Source organism: Arthrobacter sp. SDR-2R (assembly GCF_057747955.1).
In genome coordinates, this window is the sequence record NZ_CM173231.1 from 586,536 (window position 1) to 609,261 (window position 22,726).

At 66.2% G+C, this 22,726-nt stretch carries 22 protein-coding genes; 13 read left to right on the top strand and 9 right to left on the bottom strand.

Features of this window, described 5'->3' with window-relative positions:
• Positions 1 to 9: 9 nt before the first annotated feature.
• Both AC3ANU_RS02785 and AC3ANU_RS02790 read right to left on the bottom strand, forming a co-directional pair.
• Positions 10 to 918: a hypothetical protein gene (locus AC3ANU_RS02785; protein WP_488315402.1), complete on the bottom strand. Its 909-nt coding sequence runs from the start codon at positions 916 to 918 to the stop codon at positions 10 to 12.
• 195 nt (positions 919 to 1,113) lie between these two features.
• A complete protein-coding gene (locus AC3ANU_RS02790; RefSeq protein ID WP_018769761.1) occupies positions 1,114 to 1,539 on the bottom strand; it encodes a phage holin family protein in 426 nt (141 codons plus the stop codon).
• Positions 1,540 to 1,644: 105 nt separating this feature from the next.
• Here AC3ANU_RS02790 and AC3ANU_RS02795 point away from each other — a divergent pair, with 105 nt between their 5' ends.
• From AC3ANU_RS02795 to AC3ANU_RS02815, 5 genes are all read left to right on the top strand, one after another.
• Positions 1,645 to 2,763 carry a histidinol-phosphate transaminase gene (locus tag AC3ANU_RS02795; RefSeq protein ID WP_018769760.1) on the top strand — a complete coding sequence of 373 codons (1,119 nt, stop codon included), beginning with the start codon at positions 1,645 to 1,647 and terminating at the stop codon, positions 2,761 to 2,763.
• A 150-nt stretch (positions 2,764 to 2,913) separates the two neighbouring features.
• Positions 2,914 to 4,146 (top strand): pyruvate dehydrogenase (acetyl-transferring) E1 component subunit alpha, encoded by a 1,233-nt coding sequence (gene pdhA, locus AC3ANU_RS02800; RefSeq protein WP_018769759.1) that lies wholly within the window; start codon positions 2,914 to 2,916, stop codon positions 4,144 to 4,146.
• A complete protein-coding gene (locus AC3ANU_RS02805) occupies positions 4,146 to 5,126 on the top strand; it encodes an alpha-ketoacid dehydrogenase subunit beta (protein ID WP_018769758.1) in 981 nt (326 codons plus the stop codon). The genes pdhA and AC3ANU_RS02805 overlap by 1 nt, the downstream gene beginning before the upstream one ends.
• 7 nt (positions 5,127 to 5,133) lie before the next feature.
• Positions 5,134 to 6,603: a dihydrolipoamide acetyltransferase family protein gene (locus AC3ANU_RS02810; protein ID WP_488315403.1), complete on the top strand. Its 1,470-nt coding sequence runs from the start codon at positions 5,134 to 5,136 to the stop codon at positions 6,601 to 6,603.
• A gap of 15 nt (positions 6,604 to 6,618) precedes the next feature.
• Complete coding sequence (locus tag AC3ANU_RS02815; RefSeq protein ID WP_488315404.1) at positions 6,619 to 7,236, top strand: phosphatase PAP2 family protein; 618 nt, start codon at positions 6,619 to 6,621, stop codon at positions 7,234 to 7,236.
• Positions 7,237 to 7,240: 4 nt separating this feature from the next.
• Here AC3ANU_RS02815 and AC3ANU_RS02820 read toward each other — a convergent pair whose 3' ends face one another.
• From AC3ANU_RS02820 to AC3ANU_RS02840, 5 genes are all read right to left on the bottom strand, one after another.
• Complete coding sequence (locus tag AC3ANU_RS02820) at positions 7,241 to 7,576, bottom strand: hypothetical protein (RefSeq protein ID WP_018769754.1); 336 nt, start codon at positions 7,574 to 7,576, stop codon at positions 7,241 to 7,243.
• Between the two features lie 179 nt (positions 7,577 to 7,755).
• Entirely contained in the window at positions 7,756 to 8,184 is a 429-nt protein-coding gene (locus tag AC3ANU_RS02825; protein WP_018769753.1) for a universal stress protein, read from the bottom strand.
• A 43-nt stretch (positions 8,185 to 8,227) separates the two neighbouring features.
• Positions 8,228 to 9,520, bottom strand: a complete 1,293-nt coding sequence (locus AC3ANU_RS02830) for an aminotransferase-like domain-containing protein (protein ID WP_056392471.1) — start codon at positions 9,518 to 9,520, stop codon at positions 8,228 to 8,230.
• Positions 9,521 to 9,589: 69 nt separating this feature from the next.
• Positions 9,590 to 10,276 carry a GerMN domain-containing protein gene (locus AC3ANU_RS02835; protein WP_488315405.1) on the bottom strand — a complete coding sequence of 229 codons (687 nt, stop codon included), beginning with the start codon at positions 10,274 to 10,276 and terminating at the stop codon, positions 9,590 to 9,592.
• Positions 10,277 to 10,473: 197 nt separating this feature from the next.
• On the bottom strand, positions 10,474 to 11,031 hold the full coding sequence (locus tag AC3ANU_RS02840) for an NAD(P)H-dependent oxidoreductase (RefSeq protein ID WP_018769750.1): 558 nt from the start codon (positions 11,029 to 11,031) through the stop codon (positions 10,474 to 10,476).
• A gap of 119 nt (positions 11,032 to 11,150) precedes the next feature.
• Between AC3ANU_RS02840 and AC3ANU_RS02845 the strand changes: the two genes are divergently transcribed.
• From AC3ANU_RS02845 to AC3ANU_RS02875, 7 genes are all read left to right on the top strand, one after another.
• On the top strand, positions 11,151 to 11,762 hold the full coding sequence (locus AC3ANU_RS02845; RefSeq protein WP_488315406.1) for a TetR/AcrR family transcriptional regulator: 612 nt from the start codon (positions 11,151 to 11,153) through the stop codon (positions 11,760 to 11,762).
• A gap of 136 nt (positions 11,763 to 11,898) precedes the next feature.
• Positions 11,899 to 12,027: a hypothetical protein gene (locus AC3ANU_RS02850; RefSeq protein WP_018769748.1), complete on the top strand. Its 129-nt coding sequence runs from the start codon at positions 11,899 to 11,901 to the stop codon at positions 12,025 to 12,027.
• A 90-nt stretch (positions 12,028 to 12,117) separates the two neighbouring features.
• Complete coding sequence (locus AC3ANU_RS02855; protein WP_018769747.1) at positions 12,118 to 13,101, top strand: ABC transporter permease; 984 nt, start codon at positions 12,118 to 12,120, stop codon at positions 13,099 to 13,101.
• A gap of 2 nt (positions 13,102 to 13,103) precedes the next feature.
• Complete coding sequence (locus AC3ANU_RS02860) at positions 13,104 to 14,093, top strand: ABC transporter permease (RefSeq protein WP_018769746.1); 990 nt, start codon at positions 13,104 to 13,106, stop codon at positions 14,091 to 14,093.
• Positions 14,090 to 16,288, top strand: coding sequence for an ABC transporter ATP-binding protein (locus AC3ANU_RS02865; protein WP_134164894.1), 2,199 nt, complete (start codon positions 14,090 to 14,092; stop codon positions 16,286 to 16,288). The genes AC3ANU_RS02860 and AC3ANU_RS02865 overlap by 4 nt, the downstream gene beginning before the upstream one ends.
• A 49-nt stretch (positions 16,289 to 16,337) precedes the next feature.
• A complete protein-coding gene (locus AC3ANU_RS02870) occupies positions 16,338 to 18,053 on the top strand; it encodes an ABC transporter family substrate-binding protein (protein ID WP_056392480.1) in 1,716 nt (571 codons plus the stop codon).
• A gap of 124 nt (positions 18,054 to 18,177) precedes the next feature.
• The gene (locus AC3ANU_RS02875; protein ID WP_488315407.1) at positions 18,178 to 19,239 is read left to right on the top strand and encodes a Gfo/Idh/MocA family protein; all 1,062 of its coding nucleotides are present in this window, start codon (positions 18,178 to 18,180) and stop codon (positions 19,237 to 19,239) included.
• 85 nt (positions 19,240 to 19,324) lie between these two features.
• Here the strand turns inward: AC3ANU_RS02875 and ald are convergent, their stop codons facing one another.
• Positions 19,325 to 20,443 carry an alanine dehydrogenase gene (gene ald / locus AC3ANU_RS02880; protein ID WP_026265840.1) on the bottom strand — a complete coding sequence of 373 codons (1,119 nt, stop codon included), beginning with the start codon at positions 20,441 to 20,443 and terminating at the stop codon, positions 19,325 to 19,327.
• A 234-nt stretch (positions 20,444 to 20,677) separates the two neighbouring features.
• Here ald and AC3ANU_RS02885 point away from each other — a divergent pair, with 234 nt between their 5' ends.
• Positions 20,678 to 21,898 (top strand): PucR family transcriptional regulator, encoded by a 1,221-nt coding sequence (locus tag AC3ANU_RS02885; RefSeq protein ID WP_056392484.1) that lies wholly within the window; start codon positions 20,678 to 20,680, stop codon positions 21,896 to 21,898.
• A 16-nt stretch (positions 21,899 to 21,914) separates the two neighbouring features.
• Here the strand turns inward: AC3ANU_RS02885 and AC3ANU_RS02890 are convergent, their stop codons facing one another.
• On the bottom strand, positions 21,915 to 22,724 hold the full coding sequence (locus AC3ANU_RS02890) for an alpha/beta fold hydrolase (RefSeq protein ID WP_488315408.1): 810 nt from the start codon (positions 22,722 to 22,724) through the stop codon (positions 21,915 to 21,917).
• Positions 22,725 to 22,726: the final 2 nt, after the last annotated feature.

Below are 22,726 nucleotides of genomic sequence, written 5' to 3' on the forward strand. Positions count from 1 at the left end.
GGCAGGGCCTCAGGAGATCTGGGCGGCGTGCATTTCCGCGAACCTCTTGGTGCGCGTCTTTCCCTGCGGGTCCGGCTGCGGGGCGGGCTTCGGGGCCGGCGCCGGCACGGCGGCTGTGCACCGGTAGTTGTAGTCCAGGTCGCCTTCGGTGAACTGGGTCAGCGTGACGGTCCCGCCCGGCGCCAGGGGGGAAGCCGAGCAGTATTCGCGGGCAGACTCCGTGGATTCCGCACCCGCCAGCCAGTTCCTCAGCCGGTAGAGGTTGCTGCCGGGGCCCACTTCCCCCACAATTTCACCGAATTGATAACCGGTGGAATAGATCCCCACGTCCAAGCCAGTGCCCTCCAGGAACGCGGTCATGCCCTCCAGCTCCGCAGCATTGGCGGTCTTGTCCCACAGCCAGCTGTTTCCGGTTTCAACATCCAGCCACCACATGCGCCGCAGCTCCCCGGCGCCCGAATCCTTCAGGATGGCAACGTCATTGGCGGCCATGGCGTACCCGTGGACGTAGGCGCAGGCAGGTGCCCCCGTGCCGTCACACACTCCGTAGGGGTTGCTGACGTCCATGCCACGGTAGCTGTTGCTCGCAGGCCACCACACCGACTCCACCGGTCCTGTTGCGGCGGTGTTCACGTACACCGCCGCCGGAGTTCCCCCGGCGGCATCCGACGTCTGGTCCGCCCACGCCAGTTGGGCAGCCAGGCATGGGTTGACGGTGTCCGGCCGTCCCCCGTTGACGCCCACGATTGCGAATGCCGGGGGTGCGGGGAGGTCTGCGCCGCACTGGGGCCAGGAGATGTCGTTGCCAAGCGCGGTCATGCTCCGCGGTGCCGGCCCTGTTTCGGCGTCTGCTTGTGCCGGGCCTGCCTGCCACGCCAAAAGCAGGCAGGCGGCAAGCAGGAATCTCATGGGCTTCATGCGTGGGCCCCCCGTGGTCCGGAACTGACAGCAACAGGGCCTCTGGAGGCCCCGGTTCGCAGCCTAAGCGGCCCGTCCGGCAGGGGTCATGGGTGGCGGGTACTGCTGTTTTGGGAGCTGGGTGGCGAAACGGCACCTGCCGGGTACCTGTTTCCGCCCGCCTTCCTACTTAGAGGCTGGATCCCGGACCCGGGGTCAGCGCCTGCCGCCCGGGAGCAAACCTGCCACCAGTGAGACCAGGGAGATGATGATCGCCGCCAGGACGGCGGTCCAGAAGAAGGAATCGATAGTGAGGTGCACCGGTGTGTAGCCGCTGATCCAGGCTGTCAGGTACAGCATGGCGGCGTTGATGACGATCGCGAACAGGCCCAGGGTCAGGATGGTGATGGGAAGCGCCAGGAGTCTGACCAGCGGCCGCACGAAGGCGTTCACCACCCCGAAGATGAGGCCGATGAAGAGGTAGGCCAGGACGATCCCGATGGCATCGGTGTCCTGTGAAATACCGCTGCGGGCCACGGCATCCGATGCCGCCGTGCTGGAGATGTCCATGCCCGGCAGGATCCAGCTGGCCACCCAAAGAGCTGCGGCATTGACGATGACCCGGAGGATGAATGAACCCATGGCACCATGCTTCCACAAGGTGCTGATGTGCGGCCGGCAGCGTGCCCTGAATTTCGGTGCATGGTCCCCCGATTCCCGTGGGGGCTTGGAAGTAGGCTAGAAGCCATGACCTCATCTGAGACCAGGGCAGGCGGCATTGCACCCCGCCCGGTGCTGGAGCGGCTGCCCCGCTACGCTGCAGGAAAGCCACCGGCCGCCGTCAGCGGGCTGGCCAGCTACAAGCTGTCGTCCAACGAGAACCCGCTGCCCCCGATTCCGGCCGTCCTCGAGGCGATCGCCCGGCAGCGGGACTTCAACCGGTACCCGGATCCGCTGAGCAGCAGGCTCCGCGCGGCGCTGGCGGAATTCCTTGGCGTGCCCGCCGAGGACATCGTCACCGGCGCCGGGAGTTTGGGCGCACTGAACCAGATTCTGGCTGCCTTTGCGGGCCAGAACGAGGACGGCAAGGCGGACGAGGTCATCTATGCGTGGCGTTCCTTTGAGGCGTACCCCATCAGCGTGGGCCTGGCAGGTGCGGAAAGCGTGCGCATCCCCGTGACCGCGGACGGACGGCATGACCTGGAAGCGATGGCGGCTGCAGTAACGGCCCGCACCAAAGTCATCCTTCTCTGCACGCCCAACAATCCCACGGGCCCGGCACTCGGCGCTGCTGAAACCGAAGCCTTTATCCGTTCCGTGCCGGCGGACGTGGTGGTGGTCATCGACGAGGCCTACCAGGAGTTCGTCAGGGCCCAGGACGCCGTTGAGGGGATCGACCTCTACCGCAAATACCCCAACGTGGTGGTTTTGCGGACCTTCTCCAAAGCCCACGGACTGGCCGGCCTTCGGGTGGGCTACAGCGTCTCCCAACCGGAACTGACGCAGTACCTCCGCGTTGCCGCCACCCCGTTCGCCGTGTCCCAAATTGCCGAGGACGCAGCAATTGTTTCCCTTGGGAATTATGCCCAGGTTGTGGAAAGGGTACAAAAGCTCGTGGACGAGCGGGCGCGGGTAACCGCCGGCCTGAAGGAGCTCGGATGGGCCGTCCCGGATGCCCAGGGCAACTTCGTATGGCTGGCACTCGGTCCTGAAAGTTCAGCCTTTGCGGAGCTGGCGGGGACGCGTGCCCTTTCCGTGCGGGCCTTCCCCGGGGAGGGCGTCCGGGTCAGTATCGGGGAACCCGAGGCCAACACCCGGTTCCTCCAGTTGTGTGCCGACTATACAAAGGCACCGGCAACTTCCTAGCACTTAACAAGTAGCCCTCCCGCTACTTACCGAAGATAAAGTTAGGATCAGTAAGCCAATGTATATGCCGCAAAGGGAATGTATTCCTTTTGAGGCATATATCCCAGCGACATTTGCATTGCATCCGGATGCGGCAAGCAAGGAGACGGTATGGGCACTCATCTGCCTTCCACCGAGTTCGACGGAACAGCGGTAGACGATCAGCGGGAAGCCGATGCTGAAGCCGTCATGGGCGAGCCCGCGGCCCAGATGGTGCAGCTGCTCGGCCCCGACGGGAAGCTCGGCAGCGATCCGGTCTTCAGCGGCTACGCGGACAAACTGACCCCGGAGGACCTGCGTGGGCTGTATGGGGACATGGCCGCTATCCGCCGGTTCGATATTGAAGCCACCGCCCTCCAGCGCCAGGGCCAACTGGCACTGTGGGTACCGTTGACCGGCCAGGAGGCAGCGCAGATTGGCTCGGGCCGTGCCAGCCAGCCGCAGGACTACATTTTCCCCACGTACCGGGAGCACGGCGTCGCGCTGACCCGCAACGTGGACCTGGCCGAACTCCTGCGCCAGTTCCGCGGAGTTTCCAACGGCGGCTGGAACCCCAAGGACACCAACTTCCACCTGTACACCCTGGTCCTGGCTGCCCAGACCCTCCACGCCGTGGGCTACGCGATGGGGATCCAGCGCGACCAGAAGCTCGCCGCCGCCACGGATGCGGCCAACGAGCAGCCGAACGCCGCCGTCATCGCCTACTTCGGTGACGGCGCCAGCTCGGAAGGTGACGTGCACGAGTCCATGGTGTTCGCCTCCTCCTACAAGGCGCCGGTGGTGTTCTTCTGCCAGAACAACCACTGGGCCATCTCCGTACCCACCAACGTCCAGACCCGGGTTCCGCTGTCCAACCGCGCCAAGGGCTATGGTTTCCCGGGGATCCGGGTGGACGGCAACGACGTGATCGCCGTGCATGCAGTCACCGAATGGGCCCTGGAGCATGCCCGCCAGGGCAACGGACCTGTCCTGATCGAGGCCTTCACCTACCGGGTGGGCGCGCACACCACCGCCGACGACCCCACGAAGTACCGCCCGTCGACGGAAGAAGACGCCTGGCGGGCCAAGGATCCGCTGACACGGCTCGAGAAGTACCTGCGTGCCGAAGGCCTGGCGGACGACGACTTCTTCGCCAAGGTCAAGGCCGACGGCGACGAGCTGGCCGCGTATGTCCGGCGCACCGCCCATGATCTTGAAAACCCGGACATCCGGCAGGCCTTCGCCAACGTCTATGCCCAGGCGCATCCGCTGGTGGCCGAGGAACTGGCATGGTTCGAGGAGTACAGCGCAGGATTCGCCGGCGAGGAAGAAGCCGCCGCGCAGGAAGCAAAGGCAGGCCACTGATGACCACCATGACCATTGCCAAGGCCATCAACGAGGGCCTCCGGGCCACCCTGGCGGCAAACCCCAAGTCGCTGCTGATGGGCGAGGACATTGGTCCCCTGGGTGGTGTGTACCGGGTGACCGACGGGCTGATCGGCGAGTTCGGCCCGGACCGCGTGGTGGACACCCCGCTGGCCGAATCCGGCATCATCGGCACCGCCATCGGCCTGGCCCTGCGCGGCTACAGCCCCGTCTGCGAGATCCAGTTCGACGGCTTCGTCTTCCCCGGCTTCAACCAGATCACCACCCAGCTGGCCAAGATGCACGCCCGCAGCCACGGCAACCTTACGGTTCCCGTCGTCATCCGCATCCCGTACGGCGGCGGCATCGGCTCCGTGGAGCACCACTCCGAGTCCCCCGAGGCGCTGTTCGCGCACACGGCAGGCCTGCGCATCATCACCCCTTCCAACCCGCACGACGCCTACTGGATGATCCAGCAGGCCGTGGAATGCCAGGACCCGGTGATCATCTTCGAACCCAAGCGGCGCTACTGGCTCAAGGGCGACGTCGACGTTGACGCTCCGGGTCCCTCGGAGGACCCCTTCAAGGCCCACGTGCTGCGTGAGGGTACTGATGCCACCATTGTTGCCTACGGCCCCCTGGTTCCCGTGGCGCTTGCGGCCGCCAACGCCGCGGCGGAGGACGGCAGGAGCGTTGAGGTCATCGACCTCCGGTCCATCTCGCCGATCGATTTCGACACCGTCACCGCCTCCGTCCAGAAGACCGGACGGCTGATCGTGGCGCACGAGGCGCCCACCTTCGGTGGAATCGGCGGCGAAATCGCCGCCCGCATCAGTGAACGTGCCTTCCATTCGCTCGAGGCCCCGGTGATCCGCGTTGGCGGATTCCACATGCCCTATCCCGTTGCCAAGGTGGAGGAAGACTACCTTCCGGACATCGACCGCATCCTGGAGGCGCTGGACCGCGCCCTCTCCTACTGAGGACACCATGACCCTGAACAAGTTCAACCTGCCCGATGTCGGCGAGGGCCTCACCGAAGCGGAAATCGTCTCCTGGAAGGTCAAGCCGGGCGACGCCGTCGCCATCAATGACGTCCTCTGCGAGATCGAAACCGCCAAGTCCATCGTGGAACTGCCGTCCCCGTTCGCCGGGACGGTCACCGAACTGCTGGTGGGGGAAGGGGTGACCGTGGACGTCGGCACGGCCATCATCAGCGTCAGCGACCACGTGTCCGGCGATCCCACACCCGCTGACGTCTGTGCACCGGAAGCACCAGTGCAGCCGCTCTACGGCAAGCTCCCGCAGGATGCGGCAGTGGACACAACGGCCGACGGCGGCGCTGGCGGAAGTGCCCCGGCCGCCGGCCCGCTGGTGGGGTCCGGCCCCAAGGCCGACGCGGTCAAGCGGCGCCCGCGGAAAACGGCGCCGGCCGCTGCCGTGACGGTCAATGCCCCGCAGGTTGAACCTGTCCAGCCGGGCACGCCGGCTGCAGTGTCCGCCACCGAACCCGCGGCCGTCGACAACCGTCCTACCCTTGGCGGTACCATCACGGGCCTGGTCAACCGGGTCCTGGCCAAGCCGCCCGTCCGGAAAATTGCCCGTGACCTGGGCATCGACCTGGCAGATGTTGTTGCCACCGGTTCACGGGGTGAAGTAACGCGCGAGGACCTGGTCAGCTACCAGTCTCAGCGCGATGCCGAGCTGGACAAGGCGGACGGCTTCTGGGGCAAGGCCGGAAAGCCGCAGGACCAGCGCGTGGAGCGGATTCCGGTCAAGGGCGTCCGCAAGGCCACCGCAAAGGCGATGGTGGAATCCGCCTTCGCAGCGCCGCACGTCAGCATCTTCGTGGACGTGGATGCCAGCCGCACCATGGAATTCGTCAAGCGGCTCAAGGCCTCCCGGGACTTCGAGGGCATCAAGGTCTCGCCGCTGCTCATCCTGGCCAAGGCCGTCATCTGGGCCGCGGCCCGGAACCCCAGCGTGAACGCGTCGTGGGTGGACAACGAAGACTCCGACACCGCTGAAATCCATGTCAAGCACTTCATGAACCTGGGGATTGCCGCCGCAACCCCGCGCGGCCTGATGGTCCCGAACATCAAGAATGCCCAGGACCTGTCCCTGAAGGAGCTGGCGCTGGCGCTGAACAACCTGGCCACCACCGCCAGGGCCGGGAAGACCCAGCCGGCCGAGATGCAGGGCGGCACGCTCACCATCACCAACATCGGTGCCCTGGGCATCGACACCGGCACGCCCATCATCAACCCGGGCGAGGTGGCCATCGTTGCTTTCGGAACCATCAAGCAAAAGCCCTGGGTCCTGGACGGTGAGGTGATTCCCCGCTGGATCACCACCTTGGGAGGATCCTTCGACCACCGCGTGGTGGATGGTGACCTGTCCGCACGCTTCATGGCCGACGTCGCAGCCATCCTGGAAGAGCCCGCGCTCCTGCTGGACTAGGGCCCGGACCAGGACGTGACGGTAAGCAGCGGCTCAATCCGGGCCAGGAACCACACCGCCAGGTGGCTGACTGAGGTCTTCCAGCCGCCGGTGGTGGTGAGCATCCAGCTGTTGATCAGCCCCCTGACGGAGGCAGGATTCCCCGGGACCATGGGTTACGGGGCGCTGGCGGCCCTCTTTGTGTGCGTGCTTCCGCTTGTGGTGCTGCTGGTGCTGGTCAGGCTGGGGAAGGTGACGGACCATCATGTGAGCGACCGCAGGCAGCGCGCCCCGGTGCTGCTGATGGCGCTGGCCTGCATTGCCGTGGGGCTGCTGGTGCTGGACACCGTGAACGCCCCGCAGAGCGTGACCGCCATGGTCCTGGCGGTGGTGGGCGGCGTGGCCGTGCTGGCAGTCGTCAGCCCGTACTGGAAAATGAGCGGCCATGCCGCTGCAGTGTCCTGTGCCGCCGTCGTATTGGTGCTGATGCTTGGCGCGGCCTGGGCCCCGCTGCTGCTCCTGGTTCCGGCGGTGGGCTGGTCACGCGTTGTCCTGCGGGCGCATACCCCGGGGCAGGTGGTGGCAGGTTCGCTCTTTGGCGGAGTGGTGATGGCCGGGATCTGGTGGCTGCTCCAGGGCTGGCTGGTGGGCTGAACGCCTAGTACGCGGAGTAGGCCGTGAGGGCCTCAAGCAGGGCAGGATCAGCTGTGGTTCCCAGAACCACAGCGGCTGCGGTCATCAGGCCGCCCATCAGGGCCGCCATCCCGGCCCAGGCGCCCAGCAGCTTCCAGTCCTCGCGCAGGACGCTCCGCACGGTCTGGGGAAGCTCGAGTCCCGGCGCGATCAGGTTGGGGGCGCTGTCCAGGCTGCCGTCGTCAAGCAGCGCAACTACCCTGCCGTTGCTCCGGTCCACGCGCATGGAGGAGATGTGGTTTCCGTGGCGGGCCAGGAGGATGTCGTGGCCAACGAGCTGCCGGCGCTGCAAGGTGATCAAGGGGGAGCCCTTCGATGGGGGTGGATTTGTCAATGTCCACGCCTTTGGGGCCTTTTCCAATTTTATCGTTGGAGAACGCAGCGAAACCGGTTTCAGCCGGTGAGAACGGACACCCCCCGCAGCGACATGCACCACCACGGGGAGTGTCCGGCGTTACGCCGGCGGCCGGTCCTGACGGTTCAGTCGGCGTCGTAGGTGTTGGCGATGTACACGTCGCAGGGTGCGTTGTGGGCAACGCTGTTGGCCACGCTGCCAAGGACGCGCCCGATGCCGTGCATGCGCCGGTTGCCCACCACGATGATCCTGGCGTCCATGCGGATGGCTTCCTTGATGAGGGCGTCGGCCGGGCGCCCGCGCGCTGCCGAATACGTCACCGTGATGTCGCGGCCCAGCGATTCCGCCACCGTCCGGGCCACCTGCTCCGCGGCGTCCGCGTCGGAGACGATCCAGCGGTCGCTGCCGCTGCCGAACACCTCGGTCCGGTCGCTGTCGAAGGCGGACACGACGTGCAGGGAAGCGCCCAGGGCCGCAGCCAGGTCCCTGGCTGACTGCGCCGCCTTCTTCGCCGTCTCGCTGCCGTCAACCCCTACAACGATGATTCCAGCCATATGCATGCTCCTTTGCTAGGTTTCGGCACTCGTGTGGCTTACGCTACAGCGCGGCGATGGCTTCCTGCAGCACCGGCGCCAACCGGCGCACTCCCTCGGCGATGGCATCGGGTGGTACGGCGCTGAAGGCGAGCCTGAGCTTGTTGGACGGTTCGTCCGACGGCGTGAAGGCGGCGCCGGGGATAAACACGACGCCGGCATCGATCGCCTTGTGCAGCAGTGGGTAGGTATCAACACCCTCCGGCAGCGTCACCCAGACGAAGAAGCCGCCCTGCGGGTTGGTCCAGGTGGTTCCCGCGGGCATGTATTCCCTGAGGGCGGCCAGCATGGCGCGGCAGCGCTCGGCGTACAGCCGGCGGTAGGTCTCGATCTGTCCCTTCCAGTCGTAGTCACGCAGGTAGGCCGAGACCAGCATCTGGTTCAGGGCGGGCGGGCAGAGCGTCACGGCTTCGGCGGCCAGGTAGTAGCGGCGCTGCAGGTGCTCCGGCACGAGGGCCCAGCCAATGCGCAGGCCGGGCGCGAAGATCTTGGAGAATGATCCCAAATAGATGACGTCGTCTGGGTTTGCGGCCCGTAAGGGAGCCAAGGGCTCCCCCTCGAAGCGGAGCAGGCCATAAGGGTTGTCCTCGAGGACAAGGATATTCGCCCTGCGGCATATATCGACCACCTGCTGCCGGCGTTCCCTGGCCAGGGTGATGCCGGATGGATTGTTGAAGTTGGGGATGGTGTAGAGGAACTTGATGCTCCTGCCCGCCAGCTGCAGGGCGGCGATCCGCGCCTCCAGCAGTTCCGGAACCAGGCCGTACTGGTCCATCTCCACGGTTTCCACCTGGACCTGGTATGCCTCGAACGTGTTCAGTGCGCCCACGTAGGTGGGGTCCTCCACCAGCACCACGTCGCCCGGATTGCAGAACAGCTTGGTGGCAACGTCCTGGGCGGACTGGGAACCTGCGGTGATCACCACGTTCTGCGGACGGGCATCCAGGATTCCTTCTGCAGCCATGACATCGCAGATCTGTGCCCGGAGTTCCGCTGTGCCCTGCCCGGCCCCGTACTGGAGGGCGGTAAGGCCGTCCTCCGCGATGATTTTCGCCGCCGTGGCTGCGAGCCGGTCCAGGGGGAGCGACTGCAGGTACGGGCTTCCCCCCGCCAGCGACACCAAGCCGGGCCGCATGGAGATGTCGAAGACATCCCTCACCGCCGACTGCCGGATGTTCGCCGCGCGCTCGGAGAACAGTTCCTCGTGCCGGTGTGCCGACGTTGCCGCCCGCTCGATTGCATCAATGGCTTCCGCCGGCAGCGTGCCTGCCGCGGTGTCAAGTGTCTCGTGGGTCACAGAGTCAGGATACAGCCAGTTGTTGCTCTAAAAGCAACATATGTTTATTACTGATTTACCGGCGGCCGGCTACTTCAGTTTCAGGGAGTCCGCCAGGGTCTTTCCGTTGATGTAGATATCAGCCCGGACTGCACCCACTGCCTCAAGGGCGGTCTGGGTGAGCTGGGCGTCTATGCGCGGAAGGTCGCAGGTTCCGCCGGGCTTCAGCGCGCCCGCCAGGTAGACCGTGACCGTGGTGCCGTCAAAGCTGCCGGACAGGAACTTCAGCCTGGAGCCGCCCAGCGCGTTGTACAGTCCATCCGCCTGCTGTCCGCCGTCAAGGAGCGCAGCGATTGCAGCCTTCAGCCGGCCATCCCCGGCGCCGGCCAGTGGGGCGGAGGCGACCAGGCTGTCATTGCAGCCAAAGCGGATACCGTGCCTCCCGCCGTCGTCCACCATCACGAAGTAGGCCGTTACCGGCGGGGCCGTGGCGGCGGCGCTGGCCCGGGGACCTGCGGGTGCCGCTGCCTGGGGCGTACTTTGCGGCCTTCCGGCCGGTCTTCCTTGCTCCGCCCCCGGAGGGCTGCTTTCCATCGTCGCCGGAAGGAGGGCCAGCGGCGCTGCGCTGGTTCCGGCATTTCCGCCGGTGGCAGGCGCGGATGGCCCTTCCGGTTGGGGGAGAGGGGCGCTGCAAGCGCTGAGCAGCAGCGCAAGGCACCCTGCTGCCGCTGCCAGGCTGCCGCTGCCCCCGCCGCCCCAACTCCGTCTCTTTGCCATGCGGCACGCAATCCCATCCGGTAGGTCCAGTGGATTAACGCTACGGCGGCCCTGGTCCGCGCAGATGTCCGGAAGGTACCGGTTGGGACAAGAGTTGGTCACGGCTGGGAAGTGCCCCTTAAGCCGGCAGCGCCCGGCATGCAAAGCTGCATGCCGGGCGCTGCCGGGCTCCCTAAGCTGCCAAGTGGCGCGGGAGGTTAGGCTGCCGGTGCTGCGGCGGCCAGGGTGTCGAAGATGCCCTTGATCTGCTCCACGATTTCGGCGTCGTCCTTCGGGTGGACCTCGGCGAAGCGGACCATGGAGCCCGGGACGGCCAGCTTGACGTCGTCGAGGATCTGCGCGCCGGCGATGCCGGCGGCCTTGCGTGCCTCATCCTGGGCCCACACGCCGCCGTACTGGCCAAATGCTGTACCGACGACGGCGGTCGGCTTGCCCGCCAGGGCCCCGGCACCGAAGGGGCGGGACAGCCAGTCAATGGCGTTTTTCAGGGCGGCGGGAACGGTGCCGTTGTGTTCGGGGGTGACCAGCAGGAGGGTGTCGGCCTCTTCGGCGGCGGCGCGCAGTGCCGCGGCGGCAGCCGGGACCTGGCCTTCCACGTCCAAGTCCTCGTTGTAAAAGGGGATGTTGCCCAGGCTCTCGTGGATCACCACGTCCACCTGCTCGGGCGCGTTGAGCTGGATGGCTTCCGCCAGCTTCTGGTTGGTGGACTCGGCGCGGAGGCTGCCGACAAGGGTAAGGACTGTGCTCTTGGTCATGGAATCTCCTGGCTAGGGTCGCGGCGGGGACCGCGTTCGGGTGAACAGAGGCTCATGGAGCCTTCACCGTACTAAACGGACCGCAGTCCGCTTATATTCCCGGTGGCTACACTGTCTGTGTGAGTTCCATCCCAGTGCGGCCGGGAATGGCCCCGGTAACGGCCGCGGAACGCAGCGACGCTGCCCGGAACCGGGAACGTCTCCTGCTGGCTGCCCGGGAGCTGATTGCGCAGGGCGGAGCGGCGGCGCTCACCATGGACCGCCTGGCCGGGCACGCCGGGGTGGGCAAGGGCACGGTCTTCCGCCGCTTCGGCAGCCGCGCCGGACTGATGCTGACATTGCTGAACGATTCGGAGGCCGCCTTCCAGGCCCGCGTCCTGTTCGGCCCGCCGCCCCTGGGCCCAGGGGCTGCGCCGCTGGACCGGCTCATCGCCTTTGGCACCGAGCGGATCGCTTACGTACTGGAATACGGCGACCTGGTCCTCGCTGCCGGACACGCCTCCCGCAGCAGGTTTGACGTCCCGGCCGCCGCCCTCTGGAACCGGCACGTGGAGATGCTCCTGCGCGAAGGCGGCTTCGAGTCCCCCGAACCGTGGCTGATGGCCGGATCCCTTAATGCCAGCCTGGACCCCGAGCGGCTCCTGCACCTTGTCCGCGAACATGGGGTCACCAGTGAACGGCTGGCAACTTCCTGGCGCGATCTTGTCACACGCGTGGCGGGCGGCGCGTAGATTACGCGGTGGAACGCCCTTGCGTCCAGTCAAACCAACTTCACAGAACTATTCATAACGATCTGATACGGCCCGCCTGATTTCGGGGGATTGCGGCGCTTTTCCGGTGAATGCTTGTGATAGTTTCCTCTGGAATGTGACCCGCGACATAGTCCACCAGGACCTGCCCATGGGGCTGCGGGAGGCCAGCTACCCGCTGGTGCAGAACCCGGTGAGGCGGCACAACCCGTGCTTGTCCGGGGACGACGGAAGGATCCAGCAGTGATGGTTGACTTGGCCAGCGGCACGGCACGACATCGGACATTGGAGTGTTCCTCCGTCCAGCATCCGGCGGCGCGGCCAAAGAAATAGCCCCATGCTCAAGTACCTCGCCAAACGCGGCCTCACGTATGTGGTGATGATCTTCCTCACCACATCCGCCGGATACTTCCTGGCTGTCAGCTCGCTCAAGCCGGCGCTGCTCGAGCAGGAACGCATCCCCCGGCCCACCCCGGAGCAGGTGGCCAACTCCATGCGGCTGAAGGGCTTGGACCCGGACCTCAGCCCGTGGGAGCGCTACGTTGACTGGCTCACCGGGATCGTCACCCGCTGGGACTGGGGCCGGAGCCCCAACGGCGCCTACATCAACGCCGAGTTTGGGGACCGCGTCTGGATCTCCACCCGGCTCTTCCTGGCGTCCATCATCCTTACCCTGGTTATCGGCGTCGCGCTCGGCGTCTATTCGGCCGCACGGCAGTACAAGTTCCAGGACCGCGTCATCACGTCCTACAGCTACCTCGCATACATCGTGCCCGCGCCCATCGCGTACTTCCTGGTTCAGCTGGGAGCCATCAACATCAATGAGTCCGTGGGGGACCGGATCTTCTTCGTCACCGGCATCTCCACACCGGGCGTAGCGGCCGGCTGGCCCCAGGCCATGGACCTGGCCGCGCATTACGTGGTGCCTACGGTGGCCATCACACTCGTGGGCTGGGGCGCCTACCAGATTGCGCAGCGGCAGTACCTGCTGGACAACGTGAACGCCGACTTTGTCCGCACCGCCCGGGCCAAGGGGCTCAGCCGGAACCAGGCAATCGCCCGGCACGCCCTCCGCGTCTCCTTCATTCCGGTGGCCCAGAGCATCGCGTTCACCATCCCGGCCATCTTCGCCGGCGGCTTCTTCGCCGAAAAGATCTTTGCCTGGCCGGGTGTTGGCTCCTGGAGCATTGACGCCATCTCGCTGCAGGACGTCAACGCCGCCACGGCCACCCTGGCCTACGGCTCCGTGATCTTCGCCCTGGGCGCCATCCTGGCGGACTTCGCCACCACGCTTGTCGACCCGAGAGTGCGGGTGCAGTAGCCATGACCAACCTGAACGCCGTTGACCCGGCAGCCGTGGCGCAGGACGCGCACCTGGAGAGCGCCGACGTCGTCATCGGCAAAAACACCATTATCTTCCGCCGCTTCCTGCGGAACAGGACCGCAGTGGCGGGCCTGGCCATCTTCCTGGCCCTGACGGTTTTCTCGTTCATCGGGGGATTCTTCACCCCGTGGGACAAGGAAACCATCGACCCCTTCAACATCGGAATGCCGCCATCGGCCGACCACTTCCTCGGTACGTCCCAGGCCGGAATCGATCTCTACGCCATGACCGTCGAGGGCACCAGGATCTCCATCCTGATTGGCCTGGTGGTAGGCCTCGTGTCGGTCCTGATCGCCGCCGTCTACGGCTGCAGCATGGCCTACTTCGGCGGCAAGGTGGACAAGGTGATGCTGTTCATCCTGGAGGCCCTGATCATGATGCCGGCACTCCTGGTGGTGGCCGTCGCCACCAGCGGCGGCGCTGCGGGCCTCAAGCGGGACCTTCCCTCATGGCTGCTGCTCATCATCGTGCTGCTGGTATTCAGCTGGATGGGGACGGCCCGCCTGATCCGTTCCATGTCCATGTCCCTCATGCAGCGTGACTTCGTCAAGGCCGCCCAGTACATGGGCGTGCCGCCGCGGCGGATCGTCTGGCGCCACCTGGTTCCGAACATCGGCTCGCTGCTGATCCTGGACATCACCCGCGGGGTCACGGCGGCCATCCTCGCCGAGGTGGCCTTTTCCTTCATCGGCATCGGGATCAAGGTCCCGGACGTGAGCCTCGGCGTCCTGATCGGCGGTGCCACCTCCCAGGTGCAGACCTTCCCCTGGATGTTCTGGGTACCGCTGACCGTCATGTTCCTCCTGACCGGCTCGCTGGCCATGATGAACGACGGCCTGCGGGACGCCTTCGACCCCAGCTCCAGTTCCACCGGCAAGGCCAGGAAGGCCAAAGCCCGGACCATCCCCGCGGAAAAGAAGACGGCATGAGCAGCGAAACCACCACCGGAGCCATGGAACCCGCCCGGTCGGACGTGGAGCGCCTGCACGTGGCAGGACTGCACGCCCCTGCCGACGCAGTGCTGTCCGTCCGCGACCTGAATGTCCGCTTCAGTTCAGAGAACGGCGTGGTCCACGCCGTCAGGGGCGTCGACTTCGACCTGATGCCCGGCAAGACCCTGGGGATCGTTGGTGAATCAGGCTCCGGCAAATCGGTCACCTCGCTGGCCATCATGGGACTCCTCCCGCCCGCGGCCCAGGTCTCCGGCTCCGTCCGGCTCAACGGCAGGGAACTGCTGGGGCTGAGCGACAAGGCCATGTGCCAATTCCGCGGGAACGACCTTGCCATGGTGTTCCAGGACCCCCTCTCCTCCCTTACTCCCGTCTTCACGGTGGGCACCCAAATCATCGAAGCGCTGGCCATCCACCACCCCTCCATGAGCAGGAAGGCCAAGGAAGCCCGCGCCGTCGAGCTTCTCGCCATGGTGGGGATCCCCAGCCCCCGTGAACGGCTGAAAGCCTTCCCGCACGAGTTCTCCGGCGGCATGCGCCAGCGCGTCATGATCGCCATCGCCATCGCCAACAACCCGCGCGTCCTGATCGCGGACGAGCCGACGACGGCCCTGGACGTCACCATCCAGGCCCAGGTCCTCGAGGTGCTCCACGCGGCACAGGAGGAGACCGGTGCCGCCGTCGTGATGATCACGCACGACCTCGGCGTGGTGGCCGGGATGGCAGACGACATCATGGTCATGTACGCGGGCAAGCCGGTGGAAACCGGTGCCGTGGACGACATCTACTACAACCCGCGGATGCCCTACACCATGGGCCTGCTGGGCGCCGTGCCCCGGGTGGACGTGGCGGAGAAATCCTCGCTCGTCCCCATCGAGGGAATGCCGCCCAACCTGCTCCACGCCCCCACCGGATGCTCGTTCGCACCCCGCTGCCCCCTTGCCTCGGAGGCCTGCCTTGACGGCGAGCCCGCCCTCGCACCCGTCGAGGGCGGCGCACTGCACCGTGCCGCCTGCATCAAGTCCGGATCGCTGGGCGGAACTGTGGATGTCCACGACGTGTTCGCCGCCCCGCCGGTGCCTGTGTCCCGCTTCGACGCCATCCCCCGTGCCCAGCGGGACACCGTGCTGAGGCTCAAGGACGTGCGGAAGCATTTCCCGCTGACCAGGGGCGCCTTGATCAAGCGCAGGATCGGCACGGTCAAGGCCGTGGACGGCGTGACCTTTGATATCCGCGAAGGTGAATGCTTCTCCATCGTGGGCGAGTCCGGATCGGGAAAGACCACCACGCTCCTGGAGATCATGGAGTTCCATCCGGACCAGGACGGCGAGGTGGTGATCGGCGGGCTCAGCAACAAGCAGGCTGCCGACGCAAAGACCAAAGCCAGGATGCGCCGCGAGCTCCAGATGGTGTTCCAGGATCCCACCGGCGCCCTGGATCCCCGGTTCACGGTGTACGAGGTCCTTGCCGAACCCCTGCAGAACGCGGGCATGGACCGGGCGGCCACCAGGAAGCGGATCATGGAGCTGATGAAGCTCGTGGGCCTGCAGCCGGACCACGTCAACCGCTTCCCCAACCAGTTCTCCGGCGGCCAGCGCCAGCGGATCGGGATCGCCCGGGCGTTGGCCGTGAACCCCAAGCTGGTGGTTTTGGACGAACCCGTCTCCGCCCTGGACGTATCGGTCCAGGCCGGCGTGATCAACCTCCTGGACCACCTGCGCGCCGAACTGGGCCTGAGCTACCTGCTGGTGGCGCACGACCTCTCCGTGGTGCGCCACATCTCCAACCGGGTGGCGGTGATGTACTTGGGCAAAATCGTGGAGATCGGTGCCGTGGACCGGGTGTTCGACAACCCCCGGCACCCTTACACCCGCGCGCTCCTCTCCGCCATTCCCGTTCCGGACCCCCAGCTGGAACGCACCCGCGAACGCATCATCCTGCAGGGTGACCTGCCCTCGCCGCTGCAGGCACCCAAAGGCTGCAACTTCGCCACCCGTTGTCCTGTCTTCGCGGCGTTGCCGCCGGCCAAGCAGGAAAAGTGCCTCACCCTGGAACCGCCCCTGGAAGCTGCGGCATCCGCCGCGGACCAGCAGTTCGCCTGCTTCTTTCCGGATGGGGAACTGGATGAGGACATGCTGGTGGTCCACGAACCGGCGGACCACCATGCGCCCTAGGACTTCTCGACCCACAAGCACCACCACTCGCACCAATGAAGGGAAAACCATGAGGAAACTGAACAGGATCGGCGGAGCTGCAGCTGTTGCTGCGGCCCTGGCGCTGACGGCCTGCGGCGGTGGCGGTGCCAGCGGCCCCGAAACGGCCAAGGCACAGGCATCGGGAAGCGACCTGGCCAAGCTGATCAGCATCAACGAGAAGCCGGCTGCCGACCTGCAGCAGGGCGGCAAGGTTACCCTTCCGTTGGGCAACATCGGGCCGGACTTCAACGGGTTCTCCAACAACGGCAACAGTGCGGACAACTCAGCGCTGCAGGTTCCCATGAACCCGGTCGCCATGAACGGCGGCGGCATGGGCGGCTGCTGGAAGGTGGACTTCAAGGGCAAGGTCACGCCGAACACGGATTTCTGCGAGTCAGTGGACAGCGTGGTCAAGGACGGCAAGCAGACCATCACCATCAAGGTGAACCCCAAGGCCACCTACAACGACGGCACCCCGATCGACGTCAAGGCCTTCAAGAACACCTGGAACATCCTCAAGAGCCCGGATGCCGGCTACGACATCGTCAGCTCGGGCGCCTACGAGTTCGTTGACTCCGTCGAAGCGGGCAGCAACGACAAGGAAGTCATCGTCAAGACCAGCCAGCCGGTCTTCCCGGTGGATTCGCTGTTCTTCGGACTCATCCACCCCGCCGTCAACACCCCCGAAATCTTCAATGAGGGCTTCAACGGCAACATGCACCCCGAATGGATGGCAGGTCCCTTCAAGCTGGACCAGTACGACACCGCCGCCAAGACCGTCACCATGGTGCCGAACGACAAGTGGTGGGGCCAGAAGCCGGTCCTTGCCAACGTGACCTTCCGGCAGCTGGAAACCAGCGCCCAGATCGCCGCGTTCAAGAACGGCGAGATTGACGCGATGTCGGCCAACACCATCTCCCTCTACAAGCAGCTGGACGGCACCAAGGACTCCGACATCCGCCGCGGCCAGCGGCTGTTTGCCGGCGGCCTGAACCTGAACGCCCAGCGCATCACCGACGTCAACGTCCGCAAGGCCATCTTCGCCGCCGTCGACCGTGAAGCCCTGCGCAAGGTCCGCTTCAACGGGTTGAACTGGGAGGAGCCCAGCTCCGGTTCCATGATGCTCCTGCCGTTCTCGGACTACTACCAGGACAACTACCCGGTCAAGGAAACCGGCGCGGACGCCGCCAAGAAGGTCCTCACCGACGCCGGCTACACGGCCAACGCCAACGGGATCATGGAGAAGGACGGCAAGCCCGCCGCCTTCAAGATCAGCAACTTTGGCGACGACCCCACCACCCTGGCAGTGGCCCAGACGCTCCAGAAGCAGCTCCAGGCCGGCGGCATGGATGTCGGGATTGACCAGCGCGCCTCCGCCGACTTCGGCAAGGTCCTGGGCAGCCGTGAGTTCGACCTGAGCATCTCCGGCTACACGGTTGGTCCGGACGCCACCGATGCCGTCAAGCAGTACTACGACTCCAAGACCAACGAGAACAAGCTGGGCGACGCCGAGCTGGACAAGAAGATTGCCGACCTCGCCTCGATCGAGGACAACGCCGCCCGCAACAAGGCAGCCATGGATGTGGAGAAGGAGCACATGGCCAAGTACTACTCCATGGGCGTGGTCTTCAACGGCCCGCAGATCTCCTTCGTCCGCACCGGCCTGGCCAACTACGGCCCGTCCCTCTTCAAGAGCCTCTCGCAGGTTCCGGACTGGACCACCATCGGCTGGGAAAAGAAGTAACGTCCCTCCCGCGGCAGTAGCCGCACAACGCCGAAAGAAGGCACCCCTGGTCACCAGGGGTGCCTTCTTTCGGCGTTTAACGGGTCTTGTTCGATGCCGCCACGCCAGGGGTAGCGTTGGTTCCATGACCGGAACTGAAGGCGACCAGCGCACCATCCGTACCGCCGTCGTCGGCTATGGGCTAGCCGGCAGCGTGTTCCACGCGCCGTTGCTCGCGGCCAACAGCAGCTACTCTCTGGACGCCGTGGCCACGTCCGACGCCGGGCGGAGGGCGGCTGCCTCATCCAGGCTTCCAGGGGTGGAGGTAATGCGGGACGGGGCCGCCGTCCTTAAGCGGGCAGCCGACCTTGACCTGGTGGTCCTGGCGACGCCGCCCGCGACGCACCATTCGCTGGCCAAGGCAGCGTTGGAAGCGGGGCTGGACGTGGTGGTGGACAAGCCATTTGCGGTCACCAGCGGGCAGGGGCAGGAACTGAACGACCTGGCGCGGCAGCTGGGCCGCGTGCTCACGGTGTTCCACAACCGGCGGTGGGACGGGGACTTCCTCACGCTGCGAAAGCTGCTGGCCGCGCAGTCGCTGGGAAGCGTCACCAGGTTCGAGTCGCGTTTCGAACGCTGGTCCCCGGCCATCAGCAAAGCCTGGAAGGCCCGGGCCACAGCCGTCGACGGGGGAGGCATCCTGTTTGATCTTGGCAGCCACCTGATCGACCAGGCGCTGCAGCTGTTCGGCCCGGCCGCCGTACTCCACGCCGAGCTGAAGGCGCGGCGCTCGGATGAGCGGACGGATGATGACGTCTTCCTGGTCCTGCGGCACGATTCGGGGGTGACCAGCCACCTGACCATGAACATGCTGTGCGCGCAGCAGGGTCCGCGCTTCCGGGTGCTGGGCTCGATAGGCGGCTTCACCAAGAACGGTGTGGACCCCCAGGAGCCCTACATGGCGGCCGGCGGCAGCCCCCTGGATCCCGCCTACGGCCAGGAGGCGCCGGAGTGGGCCGGCCTCTTGGGCCGCGACGGCCACCTGGACCGGCTCCCCACCGAACGCGGCGCGTACCCCGAGTTCTACCGGATCCTGGCGGACAAGATCCTCGACGGCGGCACCGCGTCAGCCCGTCCCCTCCCGGTAGACCCGGAGGACGCGGTCGCGGCCCTGAAAATCATGGAAAAAGCGCGCGAACTGGCCTAGGCCCGTCGATTGCTCCCCACAGGGCCCCCGTAGACGCCGTTTTGAGGGCTCAAAGGGGCGAGTAGGGAGCAATCGACGGAGGGGCTTACGCGGAGACCAGTTCGTGCCAGTCCTTGACGAGGGGCAGGTTGTGGGCTTCGGACACGGAGTGGTGTGCCACGTGGCCGGCGGCGATGTTCAGGCCGGCGGCGAGGGCGGGGTCGCGGTCGAAGGCGGCCCTGACCCCCAGGTTGGCCAGGGACACGGCGTAGCGCAGGGTGACGTTGGTCAGCGCGTAGGTGGAGGTGTTGGGCACGGCGCCGGGCATGTTGGCCACGCAGTAGAAGATGGTGTTGTGCACCTTGTACGTGGGTTCCTGGTGCGTGGTGGGGTGCGTGTCCTCGAAGCAGCCGCCCTGGTCCACCGCGATGTCCACCAGGACCGAGCCGGGCTTCATCCGGGCCACGAGGTCGTTGGTGACCAGCTTGGGGGCCTTGGCGCCCGGGATCAGGACGGAACCGATCACCAGGTCGGCGTCCACCACTGACTTTTCGATCTCGTACTTGTTGGAGGCAACCGTCTTCAGCCGTCCCTGGTACTGGGCGTCCAGTTCGCGCAGGCGGTTGATGTTGATGTCCAGGATAGTGACGTCGGCACCCAGGCCCAGGGCCATGGCTGCGGCGTTGGTGCCGGCAACACCGGCGCCCAGGACCACCACTTTGGCGGGGCGCACGCCGGGAACGCCGCCCAGCAGGACGCCCTTGCCGCCGGCCGGAGCCATCAGCGAGGTGGCACCCACCTGGACGGAGAGGCGGCCGGCAACCTCGGACATCGGGGCCAGCAGCGGCAGCGAGCGGCCTTCCTGCACCGTTTCGTAGGCGATGGCAGTGACGCCGGAGTTGATGAGTTCGCGGGTGAGTTCCGGCTCGGCAGCCAGGTGCAGGTAGGTGAAGAGGATCAGGCCCTTGCGGAAGCGGTGGTACTCGGACTTGATGGGCTCCTTGACCTTCATCACCATGTCGGCCCGGGCCCAGACATCGTCCGCCTCGTTAACGATCTCGGCGCCCGCGATCGAGTATTCCTCATCGGTAATGCCTGAGCCCAGGCCGGCACCGCGCTCCACCAGGACGGTGTGTCCGTGGGTGCGGAATTCGTGGACTCCGGCCGCGGTGATGGCCACGCGGAATTCGTTGTTCTTGATTTCTTTGGGGACGCCGATGATCATCGTCTGCTCCAGTGTGCGGGGCCGGTGGGCCGAAAAAACGGAAAGGATTTCGTGTTTCAACGATAAATCCGGCTGTGAGCCACGTGACACGGAGCGGGCTTGCAGCCATGCCAAGGACCCCCGTGATTCCGCGGTTTTGACGCTTCAGTGCTCGACAGGTGTCGAGCACTGAAGCGTCAGGTGTCGCCTCGTGTCCGTTCGTCTGTAGAGCTTCCAGCGCAGTAGTGTTGCCCCATGCAGCAGCAGGGTGTGGAACAGCTCGTCGAACAGGTGGCGCAGAAGCTGGGGCGCGGCCTGTCCCTCGAGGACCTGGACGGCCTTTTGCTGGCCTACAGCTCCAACCAGTCCCACGCCGACCGGGTGCGGGTGAACTTCCTGCTGAGCAAAAAGGTCCCGGCGGACGTGAGCGCGTGGCAGCTCTCGCACGGCATCGCCACCGCCGTGCGGCCCGTTGTGGTCCCGGCCAACCCTGATCTGGGCATGCTGGGCAGGGTCTGCGTTCCGCTCATGGTGCGGGGCTTCCGCGTGGGTTACCTCTGGGTGCAGCAGGACTCCGCGGAGGAAAGCCCGACGGCGATCCTCACCCAGCTGCCGGGCGTGAACCATGAGCTTGAGCTGCTGTCCGGCCTCCTGCTCGATTCGAATACGGCCGAATCCGAATTCCGGCGGGGCCGGGAGCGGGAGTTCCTGGCCGCCTGCGCGGGAGAACCGAACGCTGTGGCCGCCGTGGCCGGGTGGAAGGAAGTCCAGGGCCGCGGTCCGTGGCAGATGGTCACGGTGCTCGATGCGGACGGCTGGGCCAGCGGCCCGGACCCCATCGCGTCCACCCTGATCCACCGCTCCACAGCGCTCCAGGCCACCGTGGGCGTGGACGCCGCCCTTTTCAGCGCCGGTACGGAAACCCACTCGGTGGTGCTGTTCCGCGAGTCGACGGGCCGGGCCAACCACGCCCAGGTCCTGGTCCACTACCAGCTGGAGCTGGCCAAACGGTCCGGCCGCCCGGTCCACCGGATCATCCTGGGCATCAGCGAGGGCTTCTCCAAGACCCGCCAGCTCTCCGAGGCATACCGGCAGTCGCGGGTGGCAGCGCAGGCGGCAGCCGTGGACCCGCAGCTGGGTGAACTGGTGGACATCCGCGCAACGGGCGTCTACCAGCTTCTCGCCTCGGCCGGGGGAGGGGTGGGGGCCTGGGCGGATTCCGGTTCGGTGTACTTCCGGATGCTCGAGGACCACGACCGCAACGGCGAGCTCATCCCGGTCCTTGAACTCCTGTATGACAACGATGGGTCCGTGCAGGATGTGGCCGGCAAGCTCCACCTGCACCGCAGCAGCATCTACAACAGGCTGGGCCGGATCCGGCAGCTGCTGGGGGTGGACCCGCTGAAGGGGATGCCCCGCCTGGAGCTGCACGCCGCGTTGAAGATGCGGCGCTGGGCGGCGAGGCCAAGGATCTGAGTACCCAGACCTGGCGTTAGGCACCGGCCTCGGTGAAGGACATGATGGCGGCCGCTACCTGCCGTGGCCGCAGGTGCTGGGCCACGTGTCCTGCCCGGTCGATCTCAACAAAGCGTCCCTGCGGCACCACCTGGGCAAGGAGGCGCGACCAATCCGCGCCCGCCACCGGGTCCTGTTTCCCGCGCAGGACCAGCACCGGCACATTGATGCCCGCCAGCCGCAGCTCCGTGGGGTAGCCCATCATCACGGGGAGCACGGTGAAGTACCATCGCGGACCGCAGCGTAAGTAGTCCGACACCACCAGCCAGTTGGAGGAGGCGCTTTCCCGGAGGAGCGAGTCCAGGAACAGTGCCAGGCCCTGCCGCCCCACGCTGCGGTGCCGCGAATCGACCACGGGACCCATCAACACCAGCCGCAGTGCCTGGTCCGGTGCGCAGAGTGCCGCCTCGATGGCGAACTGGACGCCCATCGAATGTCCCACCAGGATGTACGGGCCAATGCCGCTGGCCGTCAGAGCCTGCGCGATGAAGGCGCCGTAGTCCTCCACGGACAACTGCCTCCCCGGCCTGGGGGTGCCGGCAAAGCCCGGCAGGTCCAGGGAATAGGTGGGGGCAGTGGCGGCGAGCTCACCGTGCAGGCGGCGGAGGTAGCGGTGGGAAACGCCGATCCCGTGGATGAGGATGTATGCGCGCTCTCGCGAACCGTCCGCGCGTTCCAGCCCCGGTGCAGGTGTTCCATCAGCCCAGAGGATCCGGCCTTTCAGCCCGTGGGCTTCCAGGTCGGCTGACTGCAGCGGAGGGATTGTCCCGCCTCCGGCCTTCGCCATGG

What these genes read in the sequence shown, in the direction of transcription:
- AC3ANU_RS02785 (WP_488315402.1), bottom strand. Translation starts at nt 918, where the DNA reads ATGAAGCCCATGAGATTCCTGCTTGCCGCCTGCCTGCTTTTGGCGTGG.
- AC3ANU_RS02790 (WP_018769761.1), bottom strand. Translation starts at nt 1,539, where the DNA reads ATGGGTTCATTCATCCTCCGGGTCATCGTCAATGCCGCAGCTCTTTGG.
- AC3ANU_RS02795 (WP_018769760.1), top strand. Translation starts at nt 1,645, where the DNA reads ATGACCTCATCTGAGACCAGGGCAGGCGGCATTGCACCCCGCCCGGTG.
- pdhA (WP_018769759.1), top strand. Translation starts at nt 2,914, where the DNA reads ATGGGCACTCATCTGCCTTCCACCGAGTTCGACGGAACAGCGGTAGAC.
- AC3ANU_RS02805 (WP_018769758.1), top strand. Translation starts at nt 4,146, where the DNA reads ATGACCACCATGACCATTGCCAAGGCCATCAACGAGGGCCTCCGGGCC.
- AC3ANU_RS02810 (WP_488315403.1), top strand. Translation starts at nt 5,134, where the DNA reads ATGACCCTGAACAAGTTCAACCTGCCCGATGTCGGCGAGGGCCTCACC.
- AC3ANU_RS02825 (WP_018769753.1), bottom strand. Translation starts at nt 8,184, where the DNA reads ATGGCTGGAATCATCGTTGTAGGGGTTGACGGCAGCGAGACGGCGAAG.
- AC3ANU_RS02835 (WP_488315405.1), bottom strand. Translation starts at nt 10,276, where the DNA reads ATGGCAAAGAGACGGAGTTGGGGCGGCGGGGGCAGCGGCAGCCTGGCA.
- AC3ANU_RS02840 (WP_018769750.1), bottom strand. Translation starts at nt 11,031, where the DNA reads ATGACCAAGAGCACAGTCCTTACCCTTGTCGGCAGCCTCCGCGCCGAG.
- AC3ANU_RS02855 (WP_018769747.1), top strand. Translation starts at nt 12,118, where the DNA reads ATGCTCAAGTACCTCGCCAAACGCGGCCTCACGTATGTGGTGATGATC.
- AC3ANU_RS02860 (WP_018769746.1), top strand. Translation starts at nt 13,104, where the DNA reads ATGACCAACCTGAACGCCGTTGACCCGGCAGCCGTGGCGCAGGACGCG.
- AC3ANU_RS02865 (WP_134164894.1), top strand. Translation starts at nt 14,090, where the DNA reads ATGAGCAGCGAAACCACCACCGGAGCCATGGAACCCGCCCGGTCGGAC.
- AC3ANU_RS02870 (WP_056392480.1), top strand. Translation starts at nt 16,338, where the DNA reads ATGAGGAAACTGAACAGGATCGGCGGAGCTGCAGCTGTTGCTGCGGCC.
- AC3ANU_RS02875 (WP_488315407.1), top strand. Translation starts at nt 18,178, where the DNA reads ATGACCGGAACTGAAGGCGACCAGCGCACCATCCGTACCGCCGTCGTC.
- ald (WP_026265840.1), bottom strand. Translation starts at nt 20,443, where the DNA reads ATGATCATCGGCGTCCCCAAAGAAATCAAGAACAACGAATTCCGCGTG.
- AC3ANU_RS02885 (WP_056392484.1), top strand. Translation starts at nt 20,678, where the DNA reads ATGCAGCAGCAGGGTGTGGAACAGCTCGTCGAACAGGTGGCGCAGAAG.
- AC3ANU_RS02890 (WP_488315408.1), bottom strand. Translation starts at nt 22,724, where the DNA reads ATGGCGAAGGCCGGAGGCGGGACAATCCCTCCGCTGCAGTCAGCCGAC.